We start from the raw sequence: 24095 nt of genomic DNA, 5'->3' as shown, positions 1-24095 counted from the left end.
AATAAAAACAAAATATTCTGAAGTTTTTTCGGCCTAAACCTTCCAAATACCTCCACTTTGTTCCGTATTTCAATTCCTCTTCCCCCGTTTGGGATTGCAAAGGTGCGACAGGAATCGCTCACTTCCAAACCCAAGGATTAAAATAATCCCTGGGGATTTATTACAACCTGAATATCAGCTGATTTTCTTTTTGCTTTTTTGCTGTCATCATATTTCAGGAAACGATGTTGTCAAAACCCCCTTCTATTTTGATATGATGAAATAGCAAGAATCATCTTGTTTATAAGTATACTCTAATATTAAAGATTTACCACCGGTACGTTTTTCCAGTCAATTTGCTTATCTGCGGTACCAATATCAATAAATTCAAAATCCTGCAACCACTTGAACAACTTTTTTTCAGCTTCCTTTATGCCGACATAAGATTTGAACTTCCTTGCCTTCGATAGATCTTTGATCAATGGTTGGTCAGCATCAAAATCTCGTGGATGGAAATACGTCATAACATAACTGGAAGACCGTGCCCATTTTTTGATAAATGAATAGGGTAAAAGCCGGAAATAACCACCCCCGGAAAAAATAACTGGCTTGGTAAAAACAGAGGTATAATTAATTGGCAATTCTTTAATTTCAATTCCATTGTATTTTATGATGGAAGGTTTTGGTACCCCGTAAGAAGAAAACCCACCGTGGGAACGGGAAGCGGGGAAAATAGAACAGTCTATTTCTATTCCCAATTCATTTAATACCTCAAATGCCCATTTATTGTCTTCCATTACTGAAAAACCCGGTGCTCTGAAGAGCCTTACTTTTGTCCCAGAAATATTTTCAATTGTTTTTATCGACTTTTCCACATCGTTCTTAAACTGAACCGGGGTTTGACTATAAACCAATTGATGTAAATGTGAATGGGAGCCAATTTCATAACCTCTGGAAACAATCTCTCTTATGAGTTCTGGATACTTCTCGGCCATCCAGCCCAATACAAAAAAGGTTGCAGATACGTTGGAACCGTCAAGCAGTTCAAAAATTCGTTCCATGTTTTTATAAATCCTCACTTCAAAATTACCCCAGTCCTTCTCAGATTCGGTAGATTTATTGTCAAGAATATGAAACCAATCTTCAATATCAAATGTAAGTATTTTCATCTACGGTAGCGTTTCCAGTTCGTTTATACTTTTTCTATCGGGGCTTCTTTATAGTAGGGCAAGAAATTATGGTTTTCTTGAAGCACAATTTTCGATATGAAGATAAAGAGAAGCACCTAATAAATAACTACACACCTCCTATTTATTTTTCGAAAAAGTGCTTTTTTAATACTGATTTTTGGAGTTTGAATTGCAAAAAGTTGCTTTTGTATGTTTCCTAGGCTGTTTTGAGCAATCTGAAGCACTAGTTTTCGATACCCTTTTACTCTTCCAATTCGTGTACCTTCTATTAGAATTACTTCTATTTTTCTAATTTCAAAGGCTCCCAACTGTCGCAACATGAGGAAATGGAAATCATACCCCAATAAAATGATCGCAAGATTACTTGGGGAACTACAGATATTGATGATCTGAAATATGCTCGGAGCAGTTGATTTCACTCGCAGAGTTGTGCGCTGTATGAGTTAGAATAGATAATCTCTGGAAGGCAATCAAATCATCAATACCGCATTTTTCGTATATTCCATCATCTGCTTTGACGGATAGAAAAAGTATTAGACGAATTTAACAATTAGCAAATCAATCTGTTATTAAAAATTTGTCGGCAAAAACTAAAAAAGCCCTGAAAATCAAAGATTTTCAGGGCTTTTTTCAACCAACAATAGCTTTAGTGACCTCGTCAGGATTCAAACCTGAAACCTCCTGAGCCGTAATCAGGTGCTCTATTCAATTGAGCTACGAAGCCATAATTAATTGGGAAGGCAAAGGTAATTATAATATCCAATATCGACAACTACTATTGCGCTTGATGGTAAAAAAAATAAGGTTTTCTATCAATTAAGAATAATTAAGACAATTTACTGACGTAATAAGGTAAGTTTTCATAATTTAGCCCGCTCAAATTTAATTGAATTCCTTTCATGAATAAACTGACCATTATTTTAATCGCTTTGTTGATTACTTACCAAGCAACTGCCCAAGAAAGGGAAAGGACCACAATTGGTGGTCGTCCTAACATTCCGGGAGACCTTTTTCTGGATTTCGGGTTCAATTTTCTGAATAACAGACCGGATGACCTCAATACGAGGTTTTTTGCTTCCCGGGTAGTAAATATATACTATCAAGCCTCCGTACCTCTAGGAAACAACACAGGTTTCTCGTTTAATCCGGGAATCGGCTTAGGGCTTGAAAAGTTAGGCTTCCAGGAGAATCAAACCCTTATCCCCAATCCTGCGGTAGGACTAAACTCCAGCCAACTTGCGGATGTTATGGATATATATGAAGATGCCACACGCATTGATAAAAATAACATCTCGATTAATTATATAGATATACCTTTGGAATTTAGGTACCATGTAAACCGAACAAATTATAACAAAGGTTTTCGCGCAGCGGTTGGAGGTAAGGTAGGTATCCTTTACAATTCCCATACTAAGATTGCAGTCACTGATGCAACGGATACAAGCATGCAGGTAAAAAACAGGCAGGATTATGGATTTAGCCCTATCCGGTATGGTGTTTTCACTCGCCTTGGTTTTCCTGGATTTTCAGTGTGGTCCTATTATGGCTTAAACAGCGTATTCGAGGAAGGAAAGGGACCATTCAGTACCGAGACATCCCAATTCAACTTAGGGCTTTCTGTTACGCTTTTTTAGAAGGTTGTTGTAAAGCGAATTTAACTCCCCAACAACACATAATAGTATACACAAAAACTCCAGCCAAATCCTAACATAAATCCCCCATAAACCTCTAGAGGTTTATGGGCGTTTAGGGCCAATCGGGCAGTTCCCACAACTCCACAAGCAATCACGGAGAAAATAAACGGGTAAAAAAGAGATTGTACGCCATATTTCATACTCAGCACTACTATAGCGGCAAGTAGCCCTGCAACTCCCGTCAAGTGGGAGCTGATTTTCCAGAAGTAAGTAATACAAGTTAGCAAAACAAGACAGGCGGTGATCATAATCAGAGTAGCGAGTATTAGCTCGTCAACCCGAATCCTGTAGTAAAAAAAAGCAGCAGTCATCACATAAAATAATGAAATCAGTGAGAAAGGTAAAATCCTTTCCCTTTTCTCCGGCATCTGGAAGCTGTTGATAGAGTCGGTCATCTTCATGCCGAGAAGACTTAGCAAGGGAATGACAAGTGTAGTCAAAGAAATAAGCAATAATAAAGACCACTTTGCCGTGCCCGGTATAGAAGTAGCCTCAGGCACTACAAACAAAATAACTGCACAGATTAAAGTGGGCATGGCCAATGGTTGGAAAACCACTGACACAGCCAAAGCTATTGATTTATTCACTATAATTCCTTTCTTAGTCGTGCCACAGGAATTTGCAACTGTTCCCTATATTTGGCGACCGTTCGTCTGGCTATGTTATACCCCTTTTTATTCAACAGCTTCACCAATTTATCATCCGAGAGAGGCCTTTTTTTGTTTTCCCCTTCTACCAGCTGATTAAGTACACTCTTTACCTCCCGATTCGACACGTCTTCTCCCCCATCGGTAGAGATCCCTTCCGAAAAAAAATATTTTAAAGGAAACACCCCAAACTCTGTTTGAATGGATTTACTGTTTGCCACACGTGAGATAGTTGAAATATCCATTTCAATCTTCTCGGCAATGTCTTTCAAAATCATCGGGCGAAGTTTGGTTTCATCGCCATCTTCAAAAAATTCAACCTGATAATCCAATATGGCATGCATGGTTCTCAATAATGTCTGTTGACGCTGCTTGATGGCATCAATAAACCACTTGGCAGCGTCCAGTTTCTGTTTGACAAAAGTCACGGTCTCTTTAAGTTTTTTATCTTTTTTGTCACTCTTATCATAGGCGCTAAACATTTCAGAATAAGACCTGCTTACACGTAGTTCGGGCGCGTTTTTTGAGTTTAAAGAAATTTCAAATTTCCCGTTGATATTGGTCAAAATAAAATCCGGTATAATGTACTGGGTACGTATAAGTCCGTCAGCAACACCACCTGGCTTGGGGTTTAACCTGGTTATCATATGGATGATTTCTTTAAGCTCCTCCTCTCCAACGTGGCATTTTTTCTGAATCTTGTCATAATGCTTTTTGGTAAATTCCTCAAAGCAGGTTTGAATTACCTGAATCGCCTGTTTTACAATAAGGTCTTCGGGATGCTCCTTACGCTCCAACTGAATGACTAGGCATTCCTGAAGATTACGTGCCGCAATCCCCGGAGGGTCGAAACCTTGGATCTTAATAAGCACATCCTCCAATTCATCGATATCGGTTTCTACATTTTGGCTAAATGCCAAGTCATTCATGATGGCCTCCAAATCACGTCGAATGTACCCGTCATTTTCAATACTTCCTATCAACTGTTTACCAATGAGTTTCTGGCGCTCATCGAGCTTTAAAAAATTCAACTGGGACATCAATTGTTCATGAAGGGAGATTCCACTGGAAAGGGGCATTTCCCTATCCTCTTCATCGGGAGAATAGTTCCCATCTCCCTGCATCTTGTATCCTCCATATTCATCATTGAGGTATTCGTCAATATTTACATCCCTATCCTCCTTGTTCTCGTTGAATTCCTGGGTTTCCTGAAATTCATCAGTAGGATTTTCAGGATCTTCTTCTTTGCCTTCTTCTAAAGCGGGGTTAATCTCCAACTCTTCTTCTATCCGAGTCTCCAATTCCACCGTAGGTACTTGAAGCAACTTGATAAATTGAATCTGTTGCGGAGAAAGCTTTTGAGAAAGAATCTGATTTAAATTCAGTTTTTGCATATACTTGCTGGATATAAGAATTATTTGCTGCCTAAAACACAGTCCGATTAGTATGCCGGAGCTTTGGGAATTCAAATTTAGGAAATAAGATCAAAATTTTGATAAAAAGCTTATTATATCGTTTTTTGCATTCTACTAAAAATCGAAGTCAGCATATATCAGATAGGGTAGGTAAATCAACTATAGACACATGGCATTTAACAACAGAACAAAAATCAATCTTTTACTTGAATCAGCCAAAACAGATGATCAGGTTACCCTGATGGGCTGGGTGCGTACTAAAAGAAGCAATAAAAATGTGGCGTTCATCGCACTTAATGACGGCTCATGCATTCAAAATTTTCAGGTAGTAGCTGACCCTCAGAACATCCCTGAAGAAATCCTCAAAAAGGTAAACACAGGTGCCTGCCTAAAAGTCAACGGGAAAATCGTCCCATCACAGGGATCCGGACAGTCCAGTGAGCTCTTGGCCGATGAAATAATCGTGCTAGGTGAAGCTGATCCTGAAAAATTCCCCATACAGCCAAAAAGGCACACTATGGAATTCCTTAGGGAGAATGCACATCTCCGCATAAGAACCAACACTTTTTCTGCGATTTTCCGGGTAAGGCATAATTTGGCTTTTGCTGTCCATCAATTTTTCCATAATAAAGGATTCTTTTATATTCATTCTCCAATCATTACGGCGTCTGACGCTGAAGGAGCCGGAGAAATGTTTCGGGTGACAACACTGGATCCAAAGAATCCGCCACTTACACCGGAAGGAAAAGTGGATTATTCACAAGATTTCTTTGAGAGAGAAACAAACCTGACTGTTTCTGGTCAACTTGAAGGGGAATTGGCGGCCTTGGCTCTATCTGATATTTACACTTTTGGACCTACCTTTCGGGCTGAAAATTCGAACACGACCAGGCACTTGGCTGAGTTTTGGATGATTGAGCCGGAAATGGCATTTTACGATGCTGAGGACAACCAAAATTTGGCCGAAGAATTCCTTAAATATATCATCTCATTTGCACTGACAAACTGCGGAAATGATTTGGAATTTCTTGCTAACCGGGCCTCCGAAGAGGAGAAAACCAAAAAAGCGGACCAAAGGAGTGACATGACTTTGATAGAAAAGCTAAATTTTGTTGTCGAAAATAAATTTATCCGCATTACCTATACGGAGGCATTGGACATTTTGAGGCAATCCACACCGAATAAGAAAAAGAAATTTACCTATCCCATTGAAGATTGGGGAATGGACTTGCAGTCTGAGCATGAACGGTATTTGGTAGAAAAGCACTTTAACAAACCGGTAATCATCACCGACTACCCCAAAGCCATCAAGTCATTTTACATGAAGCAAAATGACGATGGGAAAACCGTTGCTGCCATGGATATCCTTTTTCCCGGAATTGGAGAAATAGTAGGAGGATCTCAGCGGGAGGAAAGGTTGGATAAACTGGAGGAACGGATGGAAGAACTTCAGATTAGTCGGGAAGAAATGTGGTGGTATTTGGATACTCGCAGGTTTGGAACCACGCCACACTCCGGATTCGGTCTGGGCTTTGAGCGAATGGTTCAGTTTGTTACTGGGATGGCTAATATACGGGATGTCATTCCCTTCCCCAGAACTCCGGGAAATGCTGAATTCTAAATTGTAAAGGCCACCTATGAAAATATGTGGCCTTCTTTTTGCCTTTGGATCAAAATTATTTATATTGAAAGAACTATGGAACAGTTTTTAAAATTTCTGAAAACAGAGGCAATTGGAGGTATAATAATCCGGCTATCATTGGTGGGTCTTCTTCTATTTGGGGGTTTTACAAAATTAATTCTAATAGGTGCTCTCGAAAACAACATTTTTGGTGCTGTATTGGTTGCCGCGATTGAGACGCTTGCCGCATTCGGATTGTTAATCCATTATAGAATGCCCATCTATGGCATAGCTGGAGCCCTTTTGGCCCTTCTTGCAATCTTTATCCGGCTCGTGTATTCCTACAACTGGGTCAAGGATACTGTATTGGGGACAGACTCTTACCTGAATGCTATCAATTCATTTTTGGGAACGTATAATAATGGCTTGTTTCATATTGTACTACTAATTGGGTCGGCTATCTACTGTTTGGGGAATTCCTATAAGGAATACATCCGCCAGCGACTAACACAGCCATGGCCTCATTAGCCACACCTTTATTCTTCGAAACAAATCCATAAACAATTTATAAGATTCCCAAATTCTTAAAAGTTTCCGGTATCTTATCAATAATATCAGAAGCTACTGTGCCCCTCAATTTATCTTTTGAAGCCAATTCTCCAGCCAAACCGTGGTGGAAAACTCCGCAAAGCGCGGCCTGTTCCAGCGAATAGCCCTGCCCTAAAAATGAGGTTATAATCCCAGTCAATGCATCCCCGGAACCGCCAGTTGCCATATACTGATTACCTGTACTATTAAATACCTGTCTGCCGTCAGGAAGACATACTACCGTATTTGCCCCCTTTAACACTAACACACATTGGTGTTGCGTTGTAAATTCCCGGGCTTTCTGCAACCTTTCCAAGTGATTTTTACTGGGCCCAACTAATCGTTCAAATTCCTTTAAATGCGGTGTTAGAATACAATTACGAAGGCGTCTTAAAAGTTGCGGATTTTTCGCCAGGATATTAATGGCATCAGCATCGACCACAAGACCCTTGGAAAAACTTTCAATAATATAAGTTAACAAATCCACACCCTGGGGAGTAATGCCTAATCCTGGACCAATTCCCAAGGCATCAAAATCATCAATCTGAATAGGTAGTTCCAGTATTTTTTCACCTTCGTTTACTTGAACCATTGCTTCAGGGACACAAGACTGAAGAATAGGAATCCCGCATTTAGGAACGCAGGCAGATACCAGTCCAGAGCCTGTTCGGAGCGCAGCCAATGATGAAAGAACGATTGATCCCATCTTCCCCTCACTACCTCCAAGCAATAACACTTTACCAAAATCGCCCTTATGACTGAATCTATGAAAGGTTTTATGAAGTTTAGGAATATCAAAGGAACGAAGCCAAAGATATGGAGTTGAATATGATTCAAAAAAATGAATCCCAATTCCAATATCCACTACAACTAATTCTCCTACATATGTTGTATGCTCAGGAAATAATAGTGATAATTTTGGGAACTGAAATGATACAGTATATGCTGCTTGAACGGCAATCCCCAACAACAAATCATCTGATGCCAATCCTGATGGTATATCAATCGCTATAACTGTATTATTGGAAGAGTTGATTTTTTGTACTACATTCTCATAAAGACCACTTAATGGCCTATTAAGGCCTACTCCAAAAACCCCATCTATAATGATTTCATCCTGAAAGTGAAACTCAGTTGACGCCTGAATACTTACTTTTGAAATTTCCTCGGCAAGGATTGCGAAATTATAAGTATAGTCTGCGGATTTCTTATCTGGACTGTCGAAGAAAAAAACTGTGACACTCCTGCCCGCTTGATGAAGGATGCGTGCAATGGCCAATCCATCACCTCCGTTATTTCCGACACCGCAAATAATGTGAACTGGCTTTTGATTATCGAATTTCCCCAAAAACCATTGGCAGAAACCTTTCGCTGCCCGCTCCATTAATTGATAGGAGGTAATGCTTTGAGCCTGAACAAACTTTTTATCCAGTTCTTGTACAAATTCACCTGAAATAATTGGTTGCATAGCTAGCTAAATTCAGTAGGTACAATAAAATCACCTGAATATTTACAACTCGCATTAATTTCAAACAAAAAAAGCCATCTATAAAAGATGGCCTTTTTTTTGTTTGAAAGATTGAAAATCAATCTTGAACTTTTCCTACAGTGGCATACATAAGTTTTCTTGCGTCTGCCTCTCTCAATTCAAATTGAATATCGCTGACAGGTCCCATTTTCACATCTCTATCTGCTTTGAGCGAAATAGTTATCTGATCTCTCTCTGCCTCTGATAACGCATCCTTCTCCTGGTTGACCCACTGAAGAATATCGTTTGTGTTGATTAGCACATCATTTGCCTGTATCCTAGGTTCCACACCATATAAAGCCGTATTCTTAGGCTTTCCCAAAAACAAATAGGAAATCAAGGATTTCTTTTGAAGCTTTTGGAGTTGGGTTGCCTGCGGTATTTTCTGCTCAACCAATAGGTCTTGCTCTCTCAACACCGTGGTAACCATGAAGAAGAACAATAGCATAAATATGATATCAGGCAATGCAGAAGTCGGAATATTAGTGTCCGCTTTTGTCTTTTTATTGAACTTACCCATAATTAACTTCCTGTTTTATCTGGTTCCGCAATAGAAATCGCCATTGGAATACCCTCTTTACCTCTATTCTGAAGCTCAACTTCCGCTGCTGTGTTACCCGTCAAAGCTCTGTATTCCTCGGCGGTTAAACCTACGCGTTCACCGTATATTTCAAAATAAGCCTTTTTAACCAAATCCAGAACCTCAAGGTAGATTTCGTAACTAGTACCTCTATTTGTTTTAATGGAGACCACGGCGCCCCCGGCGCCGGGGTAATCTGAGGACTCCGGACTTCGCAACGCAAGAGCTCTCAATGAAGCTGGTAAACCATTGTATAGTGCTAAATTATCTTCATCCGGATTCCCGAAATTTAAGATAAAGGATTTGATTTCATTCGAAAGACCTTCAGTAGTTGTTCTAAATTCGCCCTCAATCAAAAGTTGATCGTTAGCGTTAATCAGAATATTGAAGATATTTCTCTCATTCAACTCTACCTCTGGAGGCGGCTGATCCGGATCTTGCTTGGGAGGAAGGATATTTAAAATCCCTTTGTCCGAGGCAATTGTCGTAGTCACGAGAAAGAAGATCAGTAGCAAGAAGGCAATATCTGCCATAGAACCTGCATTAACTTCCTGACTCGTCCTGATTTTTTTCTTTGCCATATAAATATTTTTACTTTACAATCTTAGTAATCTCAGTGATTACGATACCTGCAATCGCAATACAGAACAATGCGTATACAGTAATTAACATTCCTCCAACTGCTTTCGCAGTCGTCGCAGAAATATTATAAGGGTCCGCGGCAAACTTTGGAGTAACTTCCGAGTCGGCAATTGAATAGGCGATGAAGAACAACCCAGCTATCACCAAGAACCCAACGACCGTACCGAGTAAACTTTTCGGATCGTCAATAGACTTGATAAGCGGCATTACTATCGCCAATATAACTCCAATTGCTGTCAACAAGTACCCTGCATATAAGAATATATCAGTAGTATCCATTTTAATTAACTTCTTAGGTGTAACAATTTTTTTATGCAAAAACGTTCCAGGTATCTATTACCTAGTCAGTTTGTGACGTACTAGTATGTCCACCAAAGTAATGGAGGCATCTTCCATCTCGTTAACCAAGGAATCAATTTTGGCAACACAATAGTTGTAAAACAACTGAAGTATAATCGCAACGATCAAACCAGCTACAGTAGTCAACAATGCAATCTTAATACCACCTGCAACAAGAGAAGGCGATATGTCACCAGCCGCTTCGATGGAATCAAATGCACCGATCATACCGATTACTGTACCCATGAAACCAAGCATTGGAGCAAGTGAAATAAATAGGGATATCCAAACCAATCCTTTTTCCAAACGGCCCATCTCTACAGATCCATAGGCGATGATAGATTTCTCAACCATGTCTATTCCCTCAGAATAACGCATCAAACCTTGTGTAAAGATAGAAGCTACAGGACCTTTTGTGCTTTTTGTTACATCCTTAGCTGCTTCAATACCTCCTTGTTCCAGAGCTTCTTCAACTTTCGCCAACAATTTCTTCGTGTTAGTCGTAGAAAGATTAAGCGTGATGATTCTTTCCAAAGCAACGGCAAGACCAAGGATCAAGCAAAGTAGAACCGGAGTCATGTAAGTAGGATCTCCTTCAATGAATTTATCTTTAATTACTTGATGGAAAGAGGCATCCTCATCGATAATTTCATCATCTACCAAGACTGGTTCAGGTGTAGAAACAGGTGCAGGTGGAGGAGTGGTGTCTTGCGCAGTGGCTTCTGCTGATTCATCTTGTGCTTGTGTGATTACTGGAGAGAATAAAATTCCCGCAAGCATGAATAAAGCGATAAACTTTTTCATAATTTAGTTTTTAATAGAATTTTAAAGGTTGAACGGTTTTTCTAATTTTCGAATTAAGATTTTAAAGTTATAATTTTTTCAGTTCAAAATGCAAGGGTTGTTAAGATAATTTGTAATAAATATTTCACCATTAGCCGCTTTCTTTACCCACTCAAATTAAAATATTCTTATATAAACCATAAGCATACGTAATATAAATGGGGATAAAAGATTTTGGGCGGAGATACATATGGCTAATGATACCTAACGTAATCCCTTAATAATTTGAATGAGAAAGAACTTTAAAGCAGAGAGGAAGGGATTCGAACCCTCGATACCCTTTAGGGGTATACACGCTTTCCAGGCGTGCTCCTTCAACCACTCGGACACCTCTCTGTTTGGTGTAAGGCTGATATATTGTGCAACAAATAAAATTATAATAATCAGCCCATGCAAGTAAATGATTGCTTTATTATTTAAAATTACCCAGACTTCCCTGTCATATTTTTAATTTTTTTAATACTTCGTTGATAATCAACTTATTTTAAAAAAAAAATTAGTTACTCAGATCAGACATCTCACCAGCCATTGGAGTAATCAACTTACGCTTTATTTCAGATTCCAGCGTTTCATTTGCCAAAAGAAACATCAGTTTGGTAATCGCCGCTTCTGTAGTAATGTCTCCACCACTCAAAACCCCGATACGTTTGAGGTCTCGGCTGGTCTGATATCTTCCCTGAATAACCCGTCCCCCATTGCATTGAGACACGTTAAAAATGATTAACCCAGTGGCGACAGCTCTTTCCATCAATTTCAAAAACCAAGGTTCACTTGGACTGTTTCCAGACCCATAGGTTTCCAAAACAATTCCCTTCAACCCCTTTATTTTAATGAAGCTTTCAATAACCTTCTTGGTTATGCCTGGGAAAAGTTTTAAAACTACCACCTGATTGTTTAACTGATTCATGTATTTCAGCTGCTTCCCCGGTTCAAAGGTTCGAATTGCAGGATAATTGTAGTCAATGATGATGCCTGACTCTGCCAAAGGTGGATAGTTTTCCGACTCGAAGGCATCAAAATGAACGCTTTGCACCTTTTTTGACCGATTGCCGCGGAGGAGCATGTGATTGAAGAAAATGCATACCTCAGGAACAATGGGTTTTCCATCAGATTTGGAAATAGCAATCTCCAGGGAAGTCATGAGATTTTCCCTGGCATCTGAGCGCATTTCACTGATGGGAAGCTGGGCTCCTGTGAATATCACGGGTTTATTTAAGCCCTGAAGCATAAAGCTCAGCATGGAAGCAGAATAAGCCATGGTATCTGTCCCGTGAAGAACAACAAATCCATCGTAGGTGTCGTAATTTTCATAAATGATGTATGCCATATCCACCCAATGCTGCAGGTTGATATTGGATGAGTCTATCGGCTCGGGAAAGGAAATCACCGTAATACTGATATTCATGTTGGTCAGGTTGGGTACTTTTTCCAGAATTTGACCAAAATTAAACGGCACCAATGCCCCAGAGGCATCGTAAGCCATTCCCAATGTACCCCCTGTATATATTATGAGTACTGAATGTTCTATTTCCTTCTTTGCTGCCGTATTTAATCGGACGATTTTATAATTCATCTTTTGCAGGATTAAAAATCTTCTTGGCATTTTCAGTGGTAACTGCTGCTACTTCAGCTAGAGATATGTCTAAAATCGCAGCTATTTCCTTCCCAATCAATGGGATGTTAGAAGGAGCATTTCTTTTACCTCTATGGGGTACTGGAGCAAGATATGGGCTATCCGTCTCCAAGACTAATCTTGAAGGGCCTATTTGGGGGAGAAGTGCTTTCAGACTGCTGTTTTTGTAGGTCACAGTCCCCCCTATACCCAGATAAAAACCTAACTCAATTATCTTTTTTGCCTGCTCCAACGAGCCGGAAAAACAATGAAAAATCCCAAATAAACGCTCGTCCTGTAAGGATTCAATCACCTCCAAGGTCTCGTCCATTGAATCCCTGCAATGTAAAATCAAAGGCCACCCCTTTTCTTTCGCCCATTCAGCATGAATTTTTAGCGATTCCTTTTGTTCATTCAGGTAGGTCTTATCCCAATATAAATCAATGCCTGTCTCCCCTATTCCGGCAAAATCCCGTTTGGAAATCCACTCTTCCATCACATATAGGTCTTTTTGGAAATTGGGTAAGACATCACAGGGATGTAATCCCATCATTGGAATGCAAACCTCCGGAAATATCCGCTCCAGCTCCAGCATATCGTCTATCGATTCTACACTTATATTGGGCATGTATATTTTTTCCACCCCTTCATCCTGAGTTTCCCGGATTATTTTTTCCCGGTCTCCGTCAAACTTTTTAGAATAAATATGTGCATGTGTATCTATAAATTTCATCTTTTTCTCTTTAATCTAAAACTATCGAAGTTTAATTCTCTTCGGTTTTAAGCATATTCCCTGTTTTTCCAGAGAATCTTGGATGGCCAAAAATAATAAAGCACTGTTGAACATCCCACGATGCCATAATAACACTCGAAGGTTAATAAGTTTAATGTTGTCAATTTAGTTTCAGTCCGGGCTGCAAAATTTTTTAACATTGACGATTGGACAATCACTTTTACTATCCAGCAAAGGATACCCACGACGGGAAAGAAAATTATCAAGGTAATTATCGACGGAAAAAAGGCAACCTGAAGAAACAAAAGCATTTTCCAAGTCCAGGGAAGTGTAAGTGCCCCCCTGGCCCACCTTTTCCGCTGGCGCATAAGGGCGGGAAAAGTAGCCTCAGGCTGCGTAATAACCAACAATTTGGAGTCTACCTGATGAATCGGGCGAAATCCCGATTCAAACATTTTCCGGCATAAGGCCAAGTCTTCTGTCACCGAGTCAGCAACTTCCAAAAACCCTCCTACCGCCTTATAGGCATCCTTTTCGACCATTAGATTATTGCCCATGGCGGTAAGGTTGATCCCAAAATCCGCCAATCCCTTAACCATTCCCAAACTCAGCCACCAGTCGCAAGCCTGCATACGTCCAAACCAGTTATCTGCCTCGATTTTCGTAATTCCGGTCACCATTCCGGCTCCAGGTCGGTAGGAGGCTACCATCTGCCTTGCCCAAGACACGGGGACTTGGCAATCTGCATCCGTAAACAGATAAAAATCCGCCTCACTTTTCGCAACTAATTTTTGCAGGGCTACCGCCTTTCCATTGAGCGTTGGGGAATCGGGGGATGCTAACCGCACCGAATACCTGTTATAACCAAGTGCTGCCCAATTAGACATTATTTCCCAACTAGCGTCGTTACTATTATCGTCTCCTATATAAAAATCAATTTTCTCACTTGGATAGTCCAGCTTTTCCAGGGCTGCCAGACAGGAAGGTAGGTTGATTTGTTCGTTTCTTGCCGGGACAATTACCGCCAATTCCGGGAAATGATCTATATCTTCCTTCCCATAGTCCCTAACATTACCAAACCGGAAAAAAACAAAAAGTGCCAAGTCCTGTAAAATAAGTAGGGTTATTATTAAAATGGCTAAATAGAAAATCATAGCAGATCCGATTTAAAATCCATCTTTTCCAAAAAATCCAAATATCCAGGTAATATCCGCTTGACAAATTTGGCTGTTTTTTGTTGATCATGAAAAAGGATGATGGAACCGTTTTGGGTCTTTTTTGAGATCTTTTTAAGAGTTCCTGCAACATTTTTCCCGGTGATAAAGTCTCCGGACAATATTTCCCACATAACAATGCGGTATTCTTTGCACAAATGCTTTCGTTGAAGTTGGCTCATCCTTCCATATGGGGGGCGGAAAAGGTCGGTGTTCACCCCCAAATGATCCTCAATTGTCCGCTGACATTGAGCTACATTTTCAAGGTATTTTTCAGGTGAGGTATTCCATCCGTTAAGATGATTAAAGGTGTGGTTTCCTACTTGGTGGCCTTCGGACACAATTCTTCTCGCCAGAGGGAGATATTTAAGGATGTTGTCACCAACCATAAAAAATGTGGCCTTCATGTTCCTTTCCAAAAGCAAATCCAACACAAAATCGGTAATCCCGTCCACTGGCCCATCGTCAAAAGTAAGGTATACTTTTGGTTCGGAACGGTCCATGTGCCAGACATATCTGGGATAAATCCACTGAACGAGAGTTGGCACCCGATAAAGAAACATGGCTAATTGAATTTTATACTAAGTAAGGTAATGTCATCGCATTTTGGCTGACCTTGTGAATACGAATCCAATTCATCGAAAAAACGACTATGAAATACCGTAGGATCATCATAACTATTAGTTTTGATAAATTCGGTGAACTTTTCGTCACCGTATTCCTCATCTGCTGGATTCATGGTTTCTGTCAGTCCATCGGTATATAGATGAAGTGTAAATTTGTTTAAATCGGTTCTAAAACCTGTTTCCAAAAATGGGAGCGACTCAAATGCTCCTAATATAGTTGTACCGGCTTCCAATAACTCCGGTTCACCTCTCGCATCATCCCTGCATAGAATAGGGGGATTATGTCCTGCGTTTACATAACTTAGCGATTTGGTCTTATAATTATAATAGCCCAAAAAGAAGGTAATGAACCGTTCCCCTTGTGTGTTGTCAAAAGTGGTAAAGTTAAGCTGTTCAACAATCATTTTCAAATCAGAGGAGCTCCGCAACAATGTCCTGAGTGCAGCTTGAAAATTTGACATCAGTAGGGCCGCTGGCATTCCTTTTCCCGAGACGTCCGCTATACAGAAAAATACCTCGTCAGGACTTTTTTGAATGAGGTCATAATAGTCCCCTCCTACCGTGCTATGAGGGATATACGTCACTTTAGCGTTCAGATTGTCTGTTTGGGGCAGTTTGCTGGGGAACAACATCCGCTGAACGTTGCTGGCAATTTCGATTTCTCTTCTTAGCCGCTCTTCCTCCAACTGGCGGCGGGCAAAGCGTTTATTTTCCAGCGCAACTACCAAAATGTTGGTCAGTGCCTGGGTGAAGTTCAAATCCAATTCCGACGATTCGTCTTTCCGCTTAAGCAGCAGGATTGCCAGCATTTTGTCTTTATGATAGACAGGCACATATATATCTATTTCCGAAAACGAATAATCTTCGGAAAGCGTCAGACTGAGTTTTCCCAGAGCTTTATTCTCCACCACAGCATCTTGGGGGATAATTTGGGGGATTTTTCCTTTGACATTATGGGAAATACGAAGATCAAATTTCCCACCGGACGCCACATACAATACCATAGATTTGATGTTCAAATGAACCAAACAGGTAAATTTGAAAATATTCAGTAATACGGACTCGGTCTTATTCTCGTTGATTGCCTGGGTAATTTCCAGTAATGCTTTCAATTCAAGTTCTTTTCGCTGATATTTTACCGTTTCTGTAGTCAATGGGTTCATTCCGTTTAATTCCCTAGATTGTATTATGACTTAAAAGTCCTTTTTTAGTTGCCAAATAAAAGTAAAGCTGTCCAGAGATATGGAGATTGGTCTTTTCAAATATTTCCTCATCCGGAGCAGTATAAGGTTTGATCCACTCTTTGTCATATAATTGTTGGAGGGTATTCAAAAGTCTCTCCTCCTCCCAATCCATTACTTCCTTTAGATAAGCGAATGACTGCAAAAAGTAAAGCTCATCCAATAAGTCAAATTCATCGTCAGACATTTTTATTTAATTAAGATGTAAAATTAATGAAATAACTTACTTTTTCGACCCTTCCAAGAAAATCCTCCCTGAATAACCCCTAGACATACCGCAAGAACGTACCCTGGATGTATCAAACTCGTGACTGGGAAATAAAACCACTGGAAATCGAGAGCCAGTACTTTCAATACGTTACCTAGTATATAGTAGTCGCACATAAATCTGCCAATCCAAATAATCCCCAACATCCATCCTGACAGGGATCCTGCCAGAAAAAACAGTAATGAGAACAATGGAAGGACAGTAAACAAAACGGCAAACATCGCAGAAATTGCATGGAACAACGACCCATGGGATCGCCATTTGCTTCCCCACCTAACCCGCTGTTGAAGAAATTCACCTACCAGGTTAGCTGGAGGAACGAACACAAGTGACTTGGTAGTTGCCAGAAAAACTGTCGAGGAAGGACCATATCTTTTGGCGACTTTTTTCAACAAAAACTCATCATCCCCGGACAATAGATGTTCGTTGCCTTTATATCCATCTACCTCAAGAAATACTTTTTTTCGAAAAGCGAGATTGGCACCACTACACATCAGCGGTTTTCCAGCTTCAAACAACGCACCGGTTACCAGCAATACACTGGCCCATTCTATCTGTTGAAAGGCGTCAAACACGCCAGAACCACGTTGGGAAATCACTGGTCCGGCCACCAAGTTTACATCCGGGTCAGAGAATGGGAGAATTAACTCAGCGAAGGCGTCCTGATCCAAAATCACGTCCGCATCGGTAGTTACAATTATTTCGGCAGAGGAACACAGAATCCCAGTATGTAGTGCCCTTTTCTTTCCCTCACCCTTGGCGGCAAGCACCTGCCAGCCTTCAATTTCATGTGTGTTAATCCAACTCACTAGCAGCTGCGTGGATGAATCTTCACTGTGATCGTCTACCCAAATGATTTCCCATGAATTGGGGACGCACTTGGCCAATTGTCCAGCTAGTCGCTGAACGTTTTTCGATTCATTTCTAAAAGGTATTATCAACGCTACCTTAAAGGGCTGAGAAGTCCAGTGTGGCTTAGACTCAATCCGCTTATACCTTAAATAAAGGTAGACCATGATGCTTATGTACATGATTAACCATCCAAAATGAACCGCGTCCACCACGGATAGACTGAATAAATAACCGGGGTAGGACAGATGCATAGCGGGAAATCTCTTAAATTGCGGTGATGGGTAAAGAAGCGAAAATAAATACAAAAGAAAAAATTATATTAGGAATAGATCCGGGCACAAATGTCATGGGTTATGGATTAATTCAAATCCGTGGCAACGCTATGGAAACCATCCAATATGGTGTCATCCACCTCAAAAAATATAGTGACCACGCATTAAAGCTAAAGAAGATATTCGACAGGGTTACTCAGATCATCGACGAATACCATCCCGACTCCGTGGCCCTGGAGGCGCCATTTTATGGGGAAAATATCCAGTCTATGCTAAAACTCGGAAGAGCTCAGGGAGTAGCAATGGCTGCGGCACTTGCCAAAGAAATCTCCATCACCGAATATTCTCCTAAAAAAGTAAAGCAGTCCGTAACCGGCAATGGCAATGCATCCAAGGAACAGGTTGCAGAAATGTTAAAAACCTTACTTCACTTGACTGAGATACCCAAATTGCTGGACGCTTCGGATGCATTGGCTGTGGCTGTCTGCCACCATTTCCATTCGGGACGTATACAGAGCAGCGGAAGGAATGCAGGTTGGAAATCGTTTTTGGCAGAAAATCCCGAGCGATTAAAATAAGTTGATTTTTCATAGAAACTCTGGCAATCTAAAAAAATCACACTATATTGAAATAGTTAATTTCCTACGGCAATTGGGAGTCACCGACCTTTCTGTTTAAACTACAACTTATGAACAACATGAAAAAGCCCATAATAACTTGCGAAAACTGTTTTGAAAAATTCCAGGCTACCCTTGAAGAGTTAAGGGAGCTAATAGAAAACGCCAAAGCCAAAGGCACGCTGGAAAAATTGCGTCCTGATATAGTTACTAAATTCGAAGAGGCCCATGAATTGGCTATGGAAACTATTCAGACGTATTTTAAAGAACAGGGAAGAGCACCCTTTACCGGTCCCAGGGACATTACCGTAGAAGCTTTCAACGAAGACCTTATTGATGACGGGCAAGGATGGCTTGACATTATCATTTGCCGGATTAAATACACTCCTATGTATCCCGGCGATTATTTGGGCTCACTGGCAGAAGGTATTGTAAAAAAATACCTCTATTTGTTGCAAAACTTTGAGCGAAATTTTATTAAAAAATTGAATGCCTAGACCACTAAAACGATTCAATCTGCCTTCATTGCTTGATTTCCGAATGGGTAATTAAAAAAAGGTCCTTGAGATCAGTACTTTCTTGGGGTTAAAAAAAAGTCAAATTATTTTTGTTTGAGTTGTAGCGGTTTTAACAAAACTTTCGTCTTTGGTTTATCAATTAAACAAGAAAGGTTATCAACCTATCTGTGTTTCATTATAACCAAAAGTCAACTCGCCATGAAAAAATTCTTACAACAACAGTTTATGAAGAATCTTGCAGTCTGGGCGCTGCTTCCACTGATTTTTCTCTTTACAGCATGTGAAGACGAGGTTGTCACAACCTATTCCTACAAAACACAGGTACCTGTATTTCTCCAGGTCAATACCTTTCGGGAAGCGGATATAGTCATTGAACCCGGCAAGCAGCTAGAAAGTCCAGGTAAAATTTACATTTATGGGGATTACCTTTTCATCAGTGAGCCCGATAAGGGAATCCACATTTTGGACAATGCCAACCCCGCTTCTCCGAGAAATCTAAATTTTATCAATATTCCAGGCACCGTAGATTTGGCTATCAACAGCAACGTCTTATATGCTGATAACTACGTAGATTTATTGGCTTTTGACATATCCGATCCCAGAGATATTAAATTGATAAAAAGGGAAACCGACGTATTTCCAAATATCTATTCCAACGAGGAAACGGGAACTATCGTCACCTATAAAGATACGCTCGTCACATCCGTTGATGCGAATATGATGTTCGGCCATTGGGGTAGGCCAGCATGGAGGACAGACATGATGGCCTTTACCACCTTCGCAAATGCCGGTGCGAGTTTTTCAGGGGCACAAAGTTATGGTCAGGGAGGATCCATGGCTAGATTTACCCTACTAAACAACCACTTGTATGCCGTAGATGACCGCAAGCTTAGGGTATTTGATGTAAACACTCCCGCTGACCCGAATTTTGTTACTGATGTTTCTCTAGGATGGGGTATTGAGACCATTTTCCCTTTTGACAACAAACTATTTATCGGCTCTATGACAGGCATGTACATCTATGATGCTAGTGACCCTGCCTCCCCGACACAGATGTCCAACTACCAGCATGTCACCGCCTGCGATCCCGTGGTGGTCAATGAAAAGTATGCTTTTGTTACCTTAAGGTCTGGAGTAACCTGCCGTATGGGTGTGGACCAATTGCAAATTTTGGACATTCAAGACCCCTACAATCCAAAGCTCCTTAAATCCTATCCGATGGAAAACCCACACGGCCTGGGTCTTTCCGGCGAGCACCTTTACCTAGCCGAAGGTAAATTTGGTCTGAAAAGCTACGATGTCACCAATGTCATGAATATCCTGCCTGTAGAGCATATTGACGATTTTCGATCTGTCGATATCATCCCCGGTCCCAAGTCACTTATTGTGATAGGACCTGATGGTGTCTGTCAGTTTAATTATACCCAGAAAGATAAACTGGAAAAATTGAGCTGTATCACTGTTGGCTTTCAATAATCCCTTAAGGATGAAGCAGCTTTCTACAGCCCTTTTGCTATCGCTGATTACTATTTTCACCTCCTTTGGGCAAAATCTCCCTTATGTAAATCACTCAGAGGTAGGAGTGCTAATTGGACAGGTAGAAGATGGAGATAGAGTCAATTTCAGTCTACAAACTCTTCACGGAGTTCGGATTAACCAGAACCATGATTTTGGTTTTCTAGTCGGCTTTGACCGATATCCAGGCGCAAAGATAGTCCCTTTCGGCATGGGATGGAGGGGTACCCTGCGACCAGAAAACAAGGTGTCTCTGTTCGCAGGGTTTGATTTGGGCTATGGCTCCATGATATTGGAAAGGAAAATAATTTCCGAATGGGGTCAGCATTCTTGGTTTGAAGGAGGCCTAATGGTCCATCCTACTGTAGGATTTCAATTTAGAAAAAGAGAATCATCTACTATGATCTTTAGCTTGGGTTACAAAAGACAGGGAACCACCTACTTTGTAGGCAGTCCCATAAATGATCCTTGGTTGGATTTTCCGTCCCCTTCCAATCCTGACCATTGGCACTCTATCCGCAAAGACGAAATCATCCTTCGGAGTATGAGTGTGAAGCTGGGATTTATCTTTCATTAGAATACTATATTCAGAAACTCAAGGGACTTAACGGAACAGAAATCCGGAGGGTCCCTTTCCTACTTCCAAGGTTCGCTGCAAAGAACCCTCCTCATTGACTACCAACACCTCACCATTGGACTGCCAGCCTGCATTATCACCAATGTACAAGTTCTTGGTCGATGAATCGTATCCGACTCCATAGAAATTTGACCCCTGATACAGATTATCATCCAAGATCTCGCGTGTAGATAAAGATACTACCACAATCTTATCTGTGCTTCCGCCAGTTTGGATGATATACACGTTTCCATTTTCACCCAAGGCAAAATTTCCATTATAAATGGAGTTTGCGACTGGGATATCGATTACGTCGGTAATTGCAAAACTGCTGGGATTTAGCTGGTAAAAGTACACATGGGTAGCACTTCTGGCATATAGATATAACTTCCCATTGTAATTAAAAAAGGAATATGGAGACCCTTCAGGCAGCGGCAAATTGGTGACTACTTCCTCTGTTTGAGTATCAACTACAACTACTTCTTTTCCTCCGGTACAGGCCACCAAAAGTCTATCTCCTACTACGAAAAGCCCTTCAGGCTGGCTGGGAACAGGAATGGTCTTGGAAACTCCACCTCCTTCTTTGCCCTCCACTACGGCGATAAAAGAATCTGGATTATTCCATTGGTCATCGTATGGACCATAATCACTGATAAATAGCTTTTGGCCGGCAACGGCTATTGCTCTGGGAATAACCAATTGATCACTAGTGATGGCACCGACACTTACAAAGTCAGCGTCGTTCACGATTTCCACTTTACCTGTATTGGCAACCAAATAAAAATAGGATTCATGATGTGCTAGGTGCTGGATGACACCGGCAAAAGGTCTGGAATTGACACGCTCAAAAACGTTCGAAGTAATTCCGTGTCCTTCCCGGTCATAGTGATAAACTTCTCCGTCATTGGCACCGAACGCCCCTTCATTAATGATCAAAACGCCTCCTTCATATTCACCCAAGGGAATTTCTATCGGATCGGAGATACAGGAAAGGGTAGTGACAAGAAGGAAACTAACAAAAAGATACTGATAAAATTTAATTGATTTCATTGAGATATAGTTAGATTAAATTGAAAATTTCTTCCCGGCATGGGTCTAAGCCTCAACACTTCGTATTCAGTGTTCCCGATGTTATTGACTTGAAATCCCATCGATCCACGCAGGTTTTTTCCCAGAGACCACTTCCTGTCTATCCCAATGTCCACGAGGAGATAAGGACTCAAGCTAGTTTGGTTGTCCATGCTGATATATCGTGTTCCTACCCGATGTGTGTTGATGAAATACCCCATGGATTTATTTTTTATGCGTGCGGTGGCTTGGCTTTTATGTGCAGGGGTGTAGGGAAGTTGGTTTCCATTGTTTGCCCGACTTGAATCCCCAGTCTTAATAATTTGTGTTGCATTCCAAGCATGATTAGCTGTGAGTTGCAATACCCCAAAAGAAAGGGGAATGTCAGAATCCAAAAACACTTCCAAGCCTTGGTTGTTGACCTCCTGTATGTTTTGGGGTGCCCAATAGCTGGGTTGCGGCATCCAAACGATCCATTGGTCGACGGCCATACGGTAATAGGTCACCTTGGCATTGAACTTCCGGTTCTTCATATTATACAAATAGCCCATCCCAATTTCTCCACTTAGGCTCCTCTCTGGAAGAAGCGCCGGATTTCCACCGGGAATCCAGAACCGATCATTCAACGAGGGGACTTTGAAACTCCTTGAAAGTGCGGCTGATCCTGAAATTTTATGCTGCTCATGCTCAAAAACCGTGTATTCCATTCCCAAACTAGGCGTAAATGGGGCAAAGTTTCCAGAGTATACCAATTGGCGGAGATTCAACGAAAACCCCAACTTTTCCGTTGGTCTTATATTTGTGGATTGATAGAGCTCTACCCGAAAGTCATTCTCCGAAAACGTACTCAGGTTGCCTCTGACATCAGTAAGTCGGACACCTGATTTGGACTGCAGCATTTTGGATATTTCCCAATCCAACTCTCCAGCCAGAAAAAATTGACTCGTACGGTTGTCCGCCTGTTCATTAAACAATTGCTTATCCCACACTACTCCCGTCTTTAGATTCCAGACACGGCTATTCTCAAAATGATGCAGATCTGCCACCCAACGGAGATTCCGGTCTAGCTGCAAATCCCGGTTATTGCTACCCATAACCGGCTGTATTTGTCGGTCATTGGAATTCCACCAGAGAGATGTACTGACTTGGGTTTGGGAAGAAAGGTTCCATGCCAGGTCCTGAACCGCACCCCACTGAAAAACAGCCGCATGATCCTGCCGTTCCTCTGGAGTGCCAATTTTGGCTAAATTGGTGAAAGGAAAATTATTGGTAGCCTGCTGCCTGTACACTTGGGTTTTGGATGAGAATCCGGCTGTCGAATAAGTTCCCTGAACTTGATTGTGGAAAGCACCGAAGCTCCCAAAACGATTACTGGTATTAAAAGAAAGGCCTTGATTAAATGCTAACTCGTTGCTTAAATGAATAGAACCGCCTATGGCATCTGTCCCATACAAGGCCCCACTCCCACCGAAATGTACCTGGGCGAGATCGAACCCCCCTACCGGCAAAATCGAAAAATCCATTTGTCCCAAGGAAGGACTGTTGATGGGCAGACCATTCCAGAAAACCGCATTGTGCCCCGCAGATGTTCCGCGCATAGTGAGTGACGCGACCATGCCCGGACCATATTGCCGCAAAAACAATCCCGATCTAGCCTGCAAAAAGTCCCCCAAGGACTGCCCGCCAAACTCCTCCAAAGATTCTTTTCCGAACCTAAGGATGTATTGGCCCATGGCATATTTCCCCAAGGAGTCACCGTACACGTCTACAATGCCCAACTCCAAGGTATCAGAAAGGTTAACCCCACGATCAGCACCAAGGGGAAACCAACTAAATAATATAGCAATTATTAAACCGACCAAAATTTTTCAACCTAC

General features: G+C 41.2%; 24 protein-coding genes and 2 tRNA genes. 7 read left to right on the top strand and 19 right to left on the bottom strand.

The genetic code is table 11. The annotated features are described in order from the left end of the window. Positions 1–299 precede the first annotated feature (299 nt). Together FQ608_RS19460 and FQ608_RS19455 are read right to left on the bottom strand one after the other, a co-directional pair. Positions 300–1148, bottom strand: coding sequence for a polysaccharide deacetylase family protein (locus FQ608_RS19460; protein WP_158860156.1), 849 nt, complete (start codon positions 1146–1148; stop codon positions 300–302). A gap of 671 nt (positions 1149–1819) precedes the next feature. Next, a tRNA-Arg gene (locus FQ608_RS19455) sits at positions 1820–1893 on the bottom strand. Positions 1894–2068: 175 nt separating this feature from the next. Here FQ608_RS19455 and FQ608_RS19450 point away from each other — a divergent pair. Further along, positions 2069–2803: a porin family protein gene (locus FQ608_RS19450; RefSeq protein ID WP_158860155.1), complete on the top strand. Its 735-nt coding sequence runs from the start codon at positions 2069–2071 to the stop codon at positions 2801–2803. Between the two features lie 20 nt (positions 2804–2823). Here FQ608_RS19450 and FQ608_RS19445 read toward each other — a convergent pair whose 3' ends face one another. Beyond that, entirely contained in the window at positions 2824–3450 is a 627-nt protein-coding gene (locus tag FQ608_RS19445) for a PA-phosphatase (protein WP_158860154.1), read from the bottom strand. Continuing rightward, positions 3450–4904 (bottom strand): RNA polymerase factor sigma-54, encoded by a 1455-nt coding sequence (gene rpoN / locus FQ608_RS19440; RefSeq protein ID WP_158860153.1) that lies wholly within the window; start codon positions 4902–4904, stop codon positions 3450–3452. Before rpoN ends, FQ608_RS19445 begins: the two co-directional genes overlap by 1 nt. A 190-nt stretch (positions 4905–5094) precedes the next feature. Between rpoN and asnS the strand changes: the two genes are divergently transcribed. Continuing rightward, complete coding sequence (gene asnS / locus FQ608_RS19435) at positions 5095–6546, top strand: asparagine--tRNA ligase (RefSeq protein WP_158860152.1); 1452 nt, start codon at positions 5095–5097, stop codon at positions 6544–6546. 75 nt (positions 6547–6621) lie between these two features. Beyond that, positions 6622–7074 (top strand): hypothetical protein, encoded by a 453-nt coding sequence (locus FQ608_RS19430; RefSeq protein WP_158860151.1) that lies wholly within the window; start codon positions 6622–6624, stop codon positions 7072–7074. A 37-nt stretch (positions 7075–7111) separates the two neighbouring features. Here the strand turns inward: FQ608_RS19430 and FQ608_RS19425 are convergent, their stop codons facing one another. The 13 genes from FQ608_RS19425 to FQ608_RS19365 all read right to left on the bottom strand — a co-directional run bounded on the left by FQ608_RS19425 (position 7112) and on the right by FQ608_RS19365 (position 17791). Continuing rightward, positions 7112–8602, bottom strand: a complete 1491-nt coding sequence (locus FQ608_RS19425) for an NAD(P)H-hydrate dehydratase (protein ID WP_158860150.1) — start codon at positions 8600–8602, stop codon at positions 7112–7114. A 118-nt stretch (positions 8603–8720) separates the two neighbouring features. Further along, positions 8721–9182, bottom strand: a complete 462-nt coding sequence (locus FQ608_RS19420; RefSeq protein ID WP_158860149.1) for an ExbD/TolR family protein — start codon at positions 9180–9182, stop codon at positions 8721–8723. 2 nt (positions 9183–9184) lie between these two features. Next, entirely contained in the window at positions 9185–9823 is a 639-nt protein-coding gene (locus FQ608_RS19415) for an ExbD/TolR family protein (protein ID WP_158860148.1), read from the bottom strand. A gap of 10 nt (positions 9824–9833) precedes the next feature. Beyond that, positions 9834–10202 carry a hypothetical protein gene (locus FQ608_RS19410; RefSeq protein ID WP_317168937.1) on the bottom strand — a complete coding sequence of 123 codons (369 nt, stop codon included), beginning with the start codon at positions 10200–10202 and terminating at the stop codon, positions 9834–9836. An 18-nt stretch (positions 10203–10220) separates the two neighbouring features. Continuing rightward, on the bottom strand, positions 10221–11027 hold the full coding sequence (locus tag FQ608_RS19405) for a MotA/TolQ/ExbB proton channel family protein (protein ID WP_158860147.1): 807 nt from the start codon (positions 11025–11027) through the stop codon (positions 10221–10223). A gap of 287 nt (positions 11028–11314) precedes the next feature. Then, positions 11315–11402: transfer RNA gene (locus FQ608_RS19400), tRNA-Ser, on the bottom strand. 160 nt (positions 11403–11562) lie between these two features. Next, positions 11563–12639 carry an asparaginase gene (locus FQ608_RS19395; RefSeq protein WP_158860146.1) on the bottom strand — a complete coding sequence of 359 codons (1077 nt, stop codon included), beginning with the start codon at positions 12637–12639 and terminating at the stop codon, positions 11563–11565. Further along, the gene (locus tag FQ608_RS19390; RefSeq protein WP_158860145.1) at positions 12629–13411 is read right to left on the bottom strand and encodes a TatD family hydrolase; all 783 of its coding nucleotides are present in this window, start codon (positions 13409–13411) and stop codon (positions 12629–12631) included. Before FQ608_RS19390 ends, FQ608_RS19395 begins: the two co-directional genes overlap by 11 nt. Before the next feature lie 47 nt (positions 13412–13458). After that, positions 13459–14565 (bottom strand): glycosyltransferase, encoded by a 1107-nt coding sequence (locus FQ608_RS19385; protein ID WP_158860144.1) that lies wholly within the window; start codon positions 14563–14565, stop codon positions 13459–13461. Further along, the gene (locus FQ608_RS19380) at positions 14562–15188 is read right to left on the bottom strand and encodes a polysaccharide deacetylase family protein (protein ID WP_158860143.1); all 627 of its coding nucleotides are present in this window, start codon (positions 15186–15188) and stop codon (positions 14562–14564) included. The genes FQ608_RS19385 and FQ608_RS19380 overlap by 4 nt, the downstream gene beginning before the upstream one ends. 2 nt (positions 15189–15190) lie before the next feature. Next, entirely contained in the window at positions 15191–16405 is a 1215-nt protein-coding gene (locus FQ608_RS19375; protein WP_158860165.1) for a PP2C family protein-serine/threonine phosphatase, read from the bottom strand. Between the two features lie 22 nt (positions 16406–16427). After that, positions 16428–16679 (bottom strand): hypothetical protein, encoded by a 252-nt coding sequence (locus FQ608_RS19370; protein WP_158860142.1) that lies wholly within the window; start codon positions 16677–16679, stop codon positions 16428–16430. 23 nt (positions 16680–16702) lie between these two features. Further along, positions 16703–17791 (bottom strand): glycosyltransferase, encoded by a 1089-nt coding sequence (locus FQ608_RS19365; protein WP_158860141.1) that lies wholly within the window; start codon positions 17789–17791, stop codon positions 16703–16705. 98 nt (positions 17792–17889) lie between these two features. Between FQ608_RS19365 and ruvC the strand changes: the two genes are divergently transcribed. From ruvC to FQ608_RS19345, 4 genes are all read left to right on the top strand, one after another. Further along, positions 17890–18462, top strand: coding sequence for a crossover junction endodeoxyribonuclease RuvC (ruvC, locus tag FQ608_RS19360; protein WP_158860140.1), 573 nt, complete (start codon positions 17890–17892; stop codon positions 18460–18462). Positions 18463–18581: 119 nt separating this feature from the next. After that, positions 18582–18998, top strand: a complete 417-nt coding sequence (locus tag FQ608_RS19355; protein ID WP_158860139.1) for a nucleotidyltransferase substrate binding protein — start codon at positions 18582–18584, stop codon at positions 18996–18998. A gap of 219 nt (positions 18999–19217) precedes the next feature. Then, positions 19218–20495: an LVIVD repeat-containing protein gene (locus FQ608_RS19350; protein ID WP_158860138.1), complete on the top strand. Its 1278-nt coding sequence runs from the start codon at positions 19218–19220 to the stop codon at positions 20493–20495. A gap of 10 nt (positions 20496–20505) precedes the next feature. After that, the gene (locus FQ608_RS19345; RefSeq protein ID WP_158860137.1) at positions 20506–21111 is read left to right on the top strand and encodes a hypothetical protein; all 606 of its coding nucleotides are present in this window, start codon (positions 20506–20508) and stop codon (positions 21109–21111) included. 27 nt (positions 21112–21138) lie between these two features. On the opposite strand, the gene FQ608_RS19340 is transcribed toward FQ608_RS19345, so the two are convergent. Both FQ608_RS19340 and FQ608_RS19335 read right to left on the bottom strand, forming a co-directional pair. After that, a complete protein-coding gene (locus tag FQ608_RS19340; RefSeq protein ID WP_158860136.1) occupies positions 21139–22200 on the bottom strand; it encodes a YncE family protein in 1062 nt (353 codons plus the stop codon). Then, complete coding sequence (locus FQ608_RS19335) at positions 22197–24080, bottom strand: TonB-dependent receptor plug domain-containing protein (protein WP_234364280.1); 1884 nt, start codon at positions 24078–24080, stop codon at positions 22197–22199. Before FQ608_RS19335 ends, FQ608_RS19340 begins: the two co-directional genes overlap by 4 nt. Positions 24081–24095: the final 15 nt, after the last annotated feature.

It is taken from the genome of Lunatibacter salilacus, assembly GCF_009797935.1.
Classification (GTDB): domain Bacteria; phylum Bacteroidota; class Bacteroidia; order Cytophagales; family Cyclobacteriaceae; genus Lunatibacter; species Lunatibacter salilacus.
This window is presented reverse-complemented; position numbering and strand designations above follow the sequence as displayed.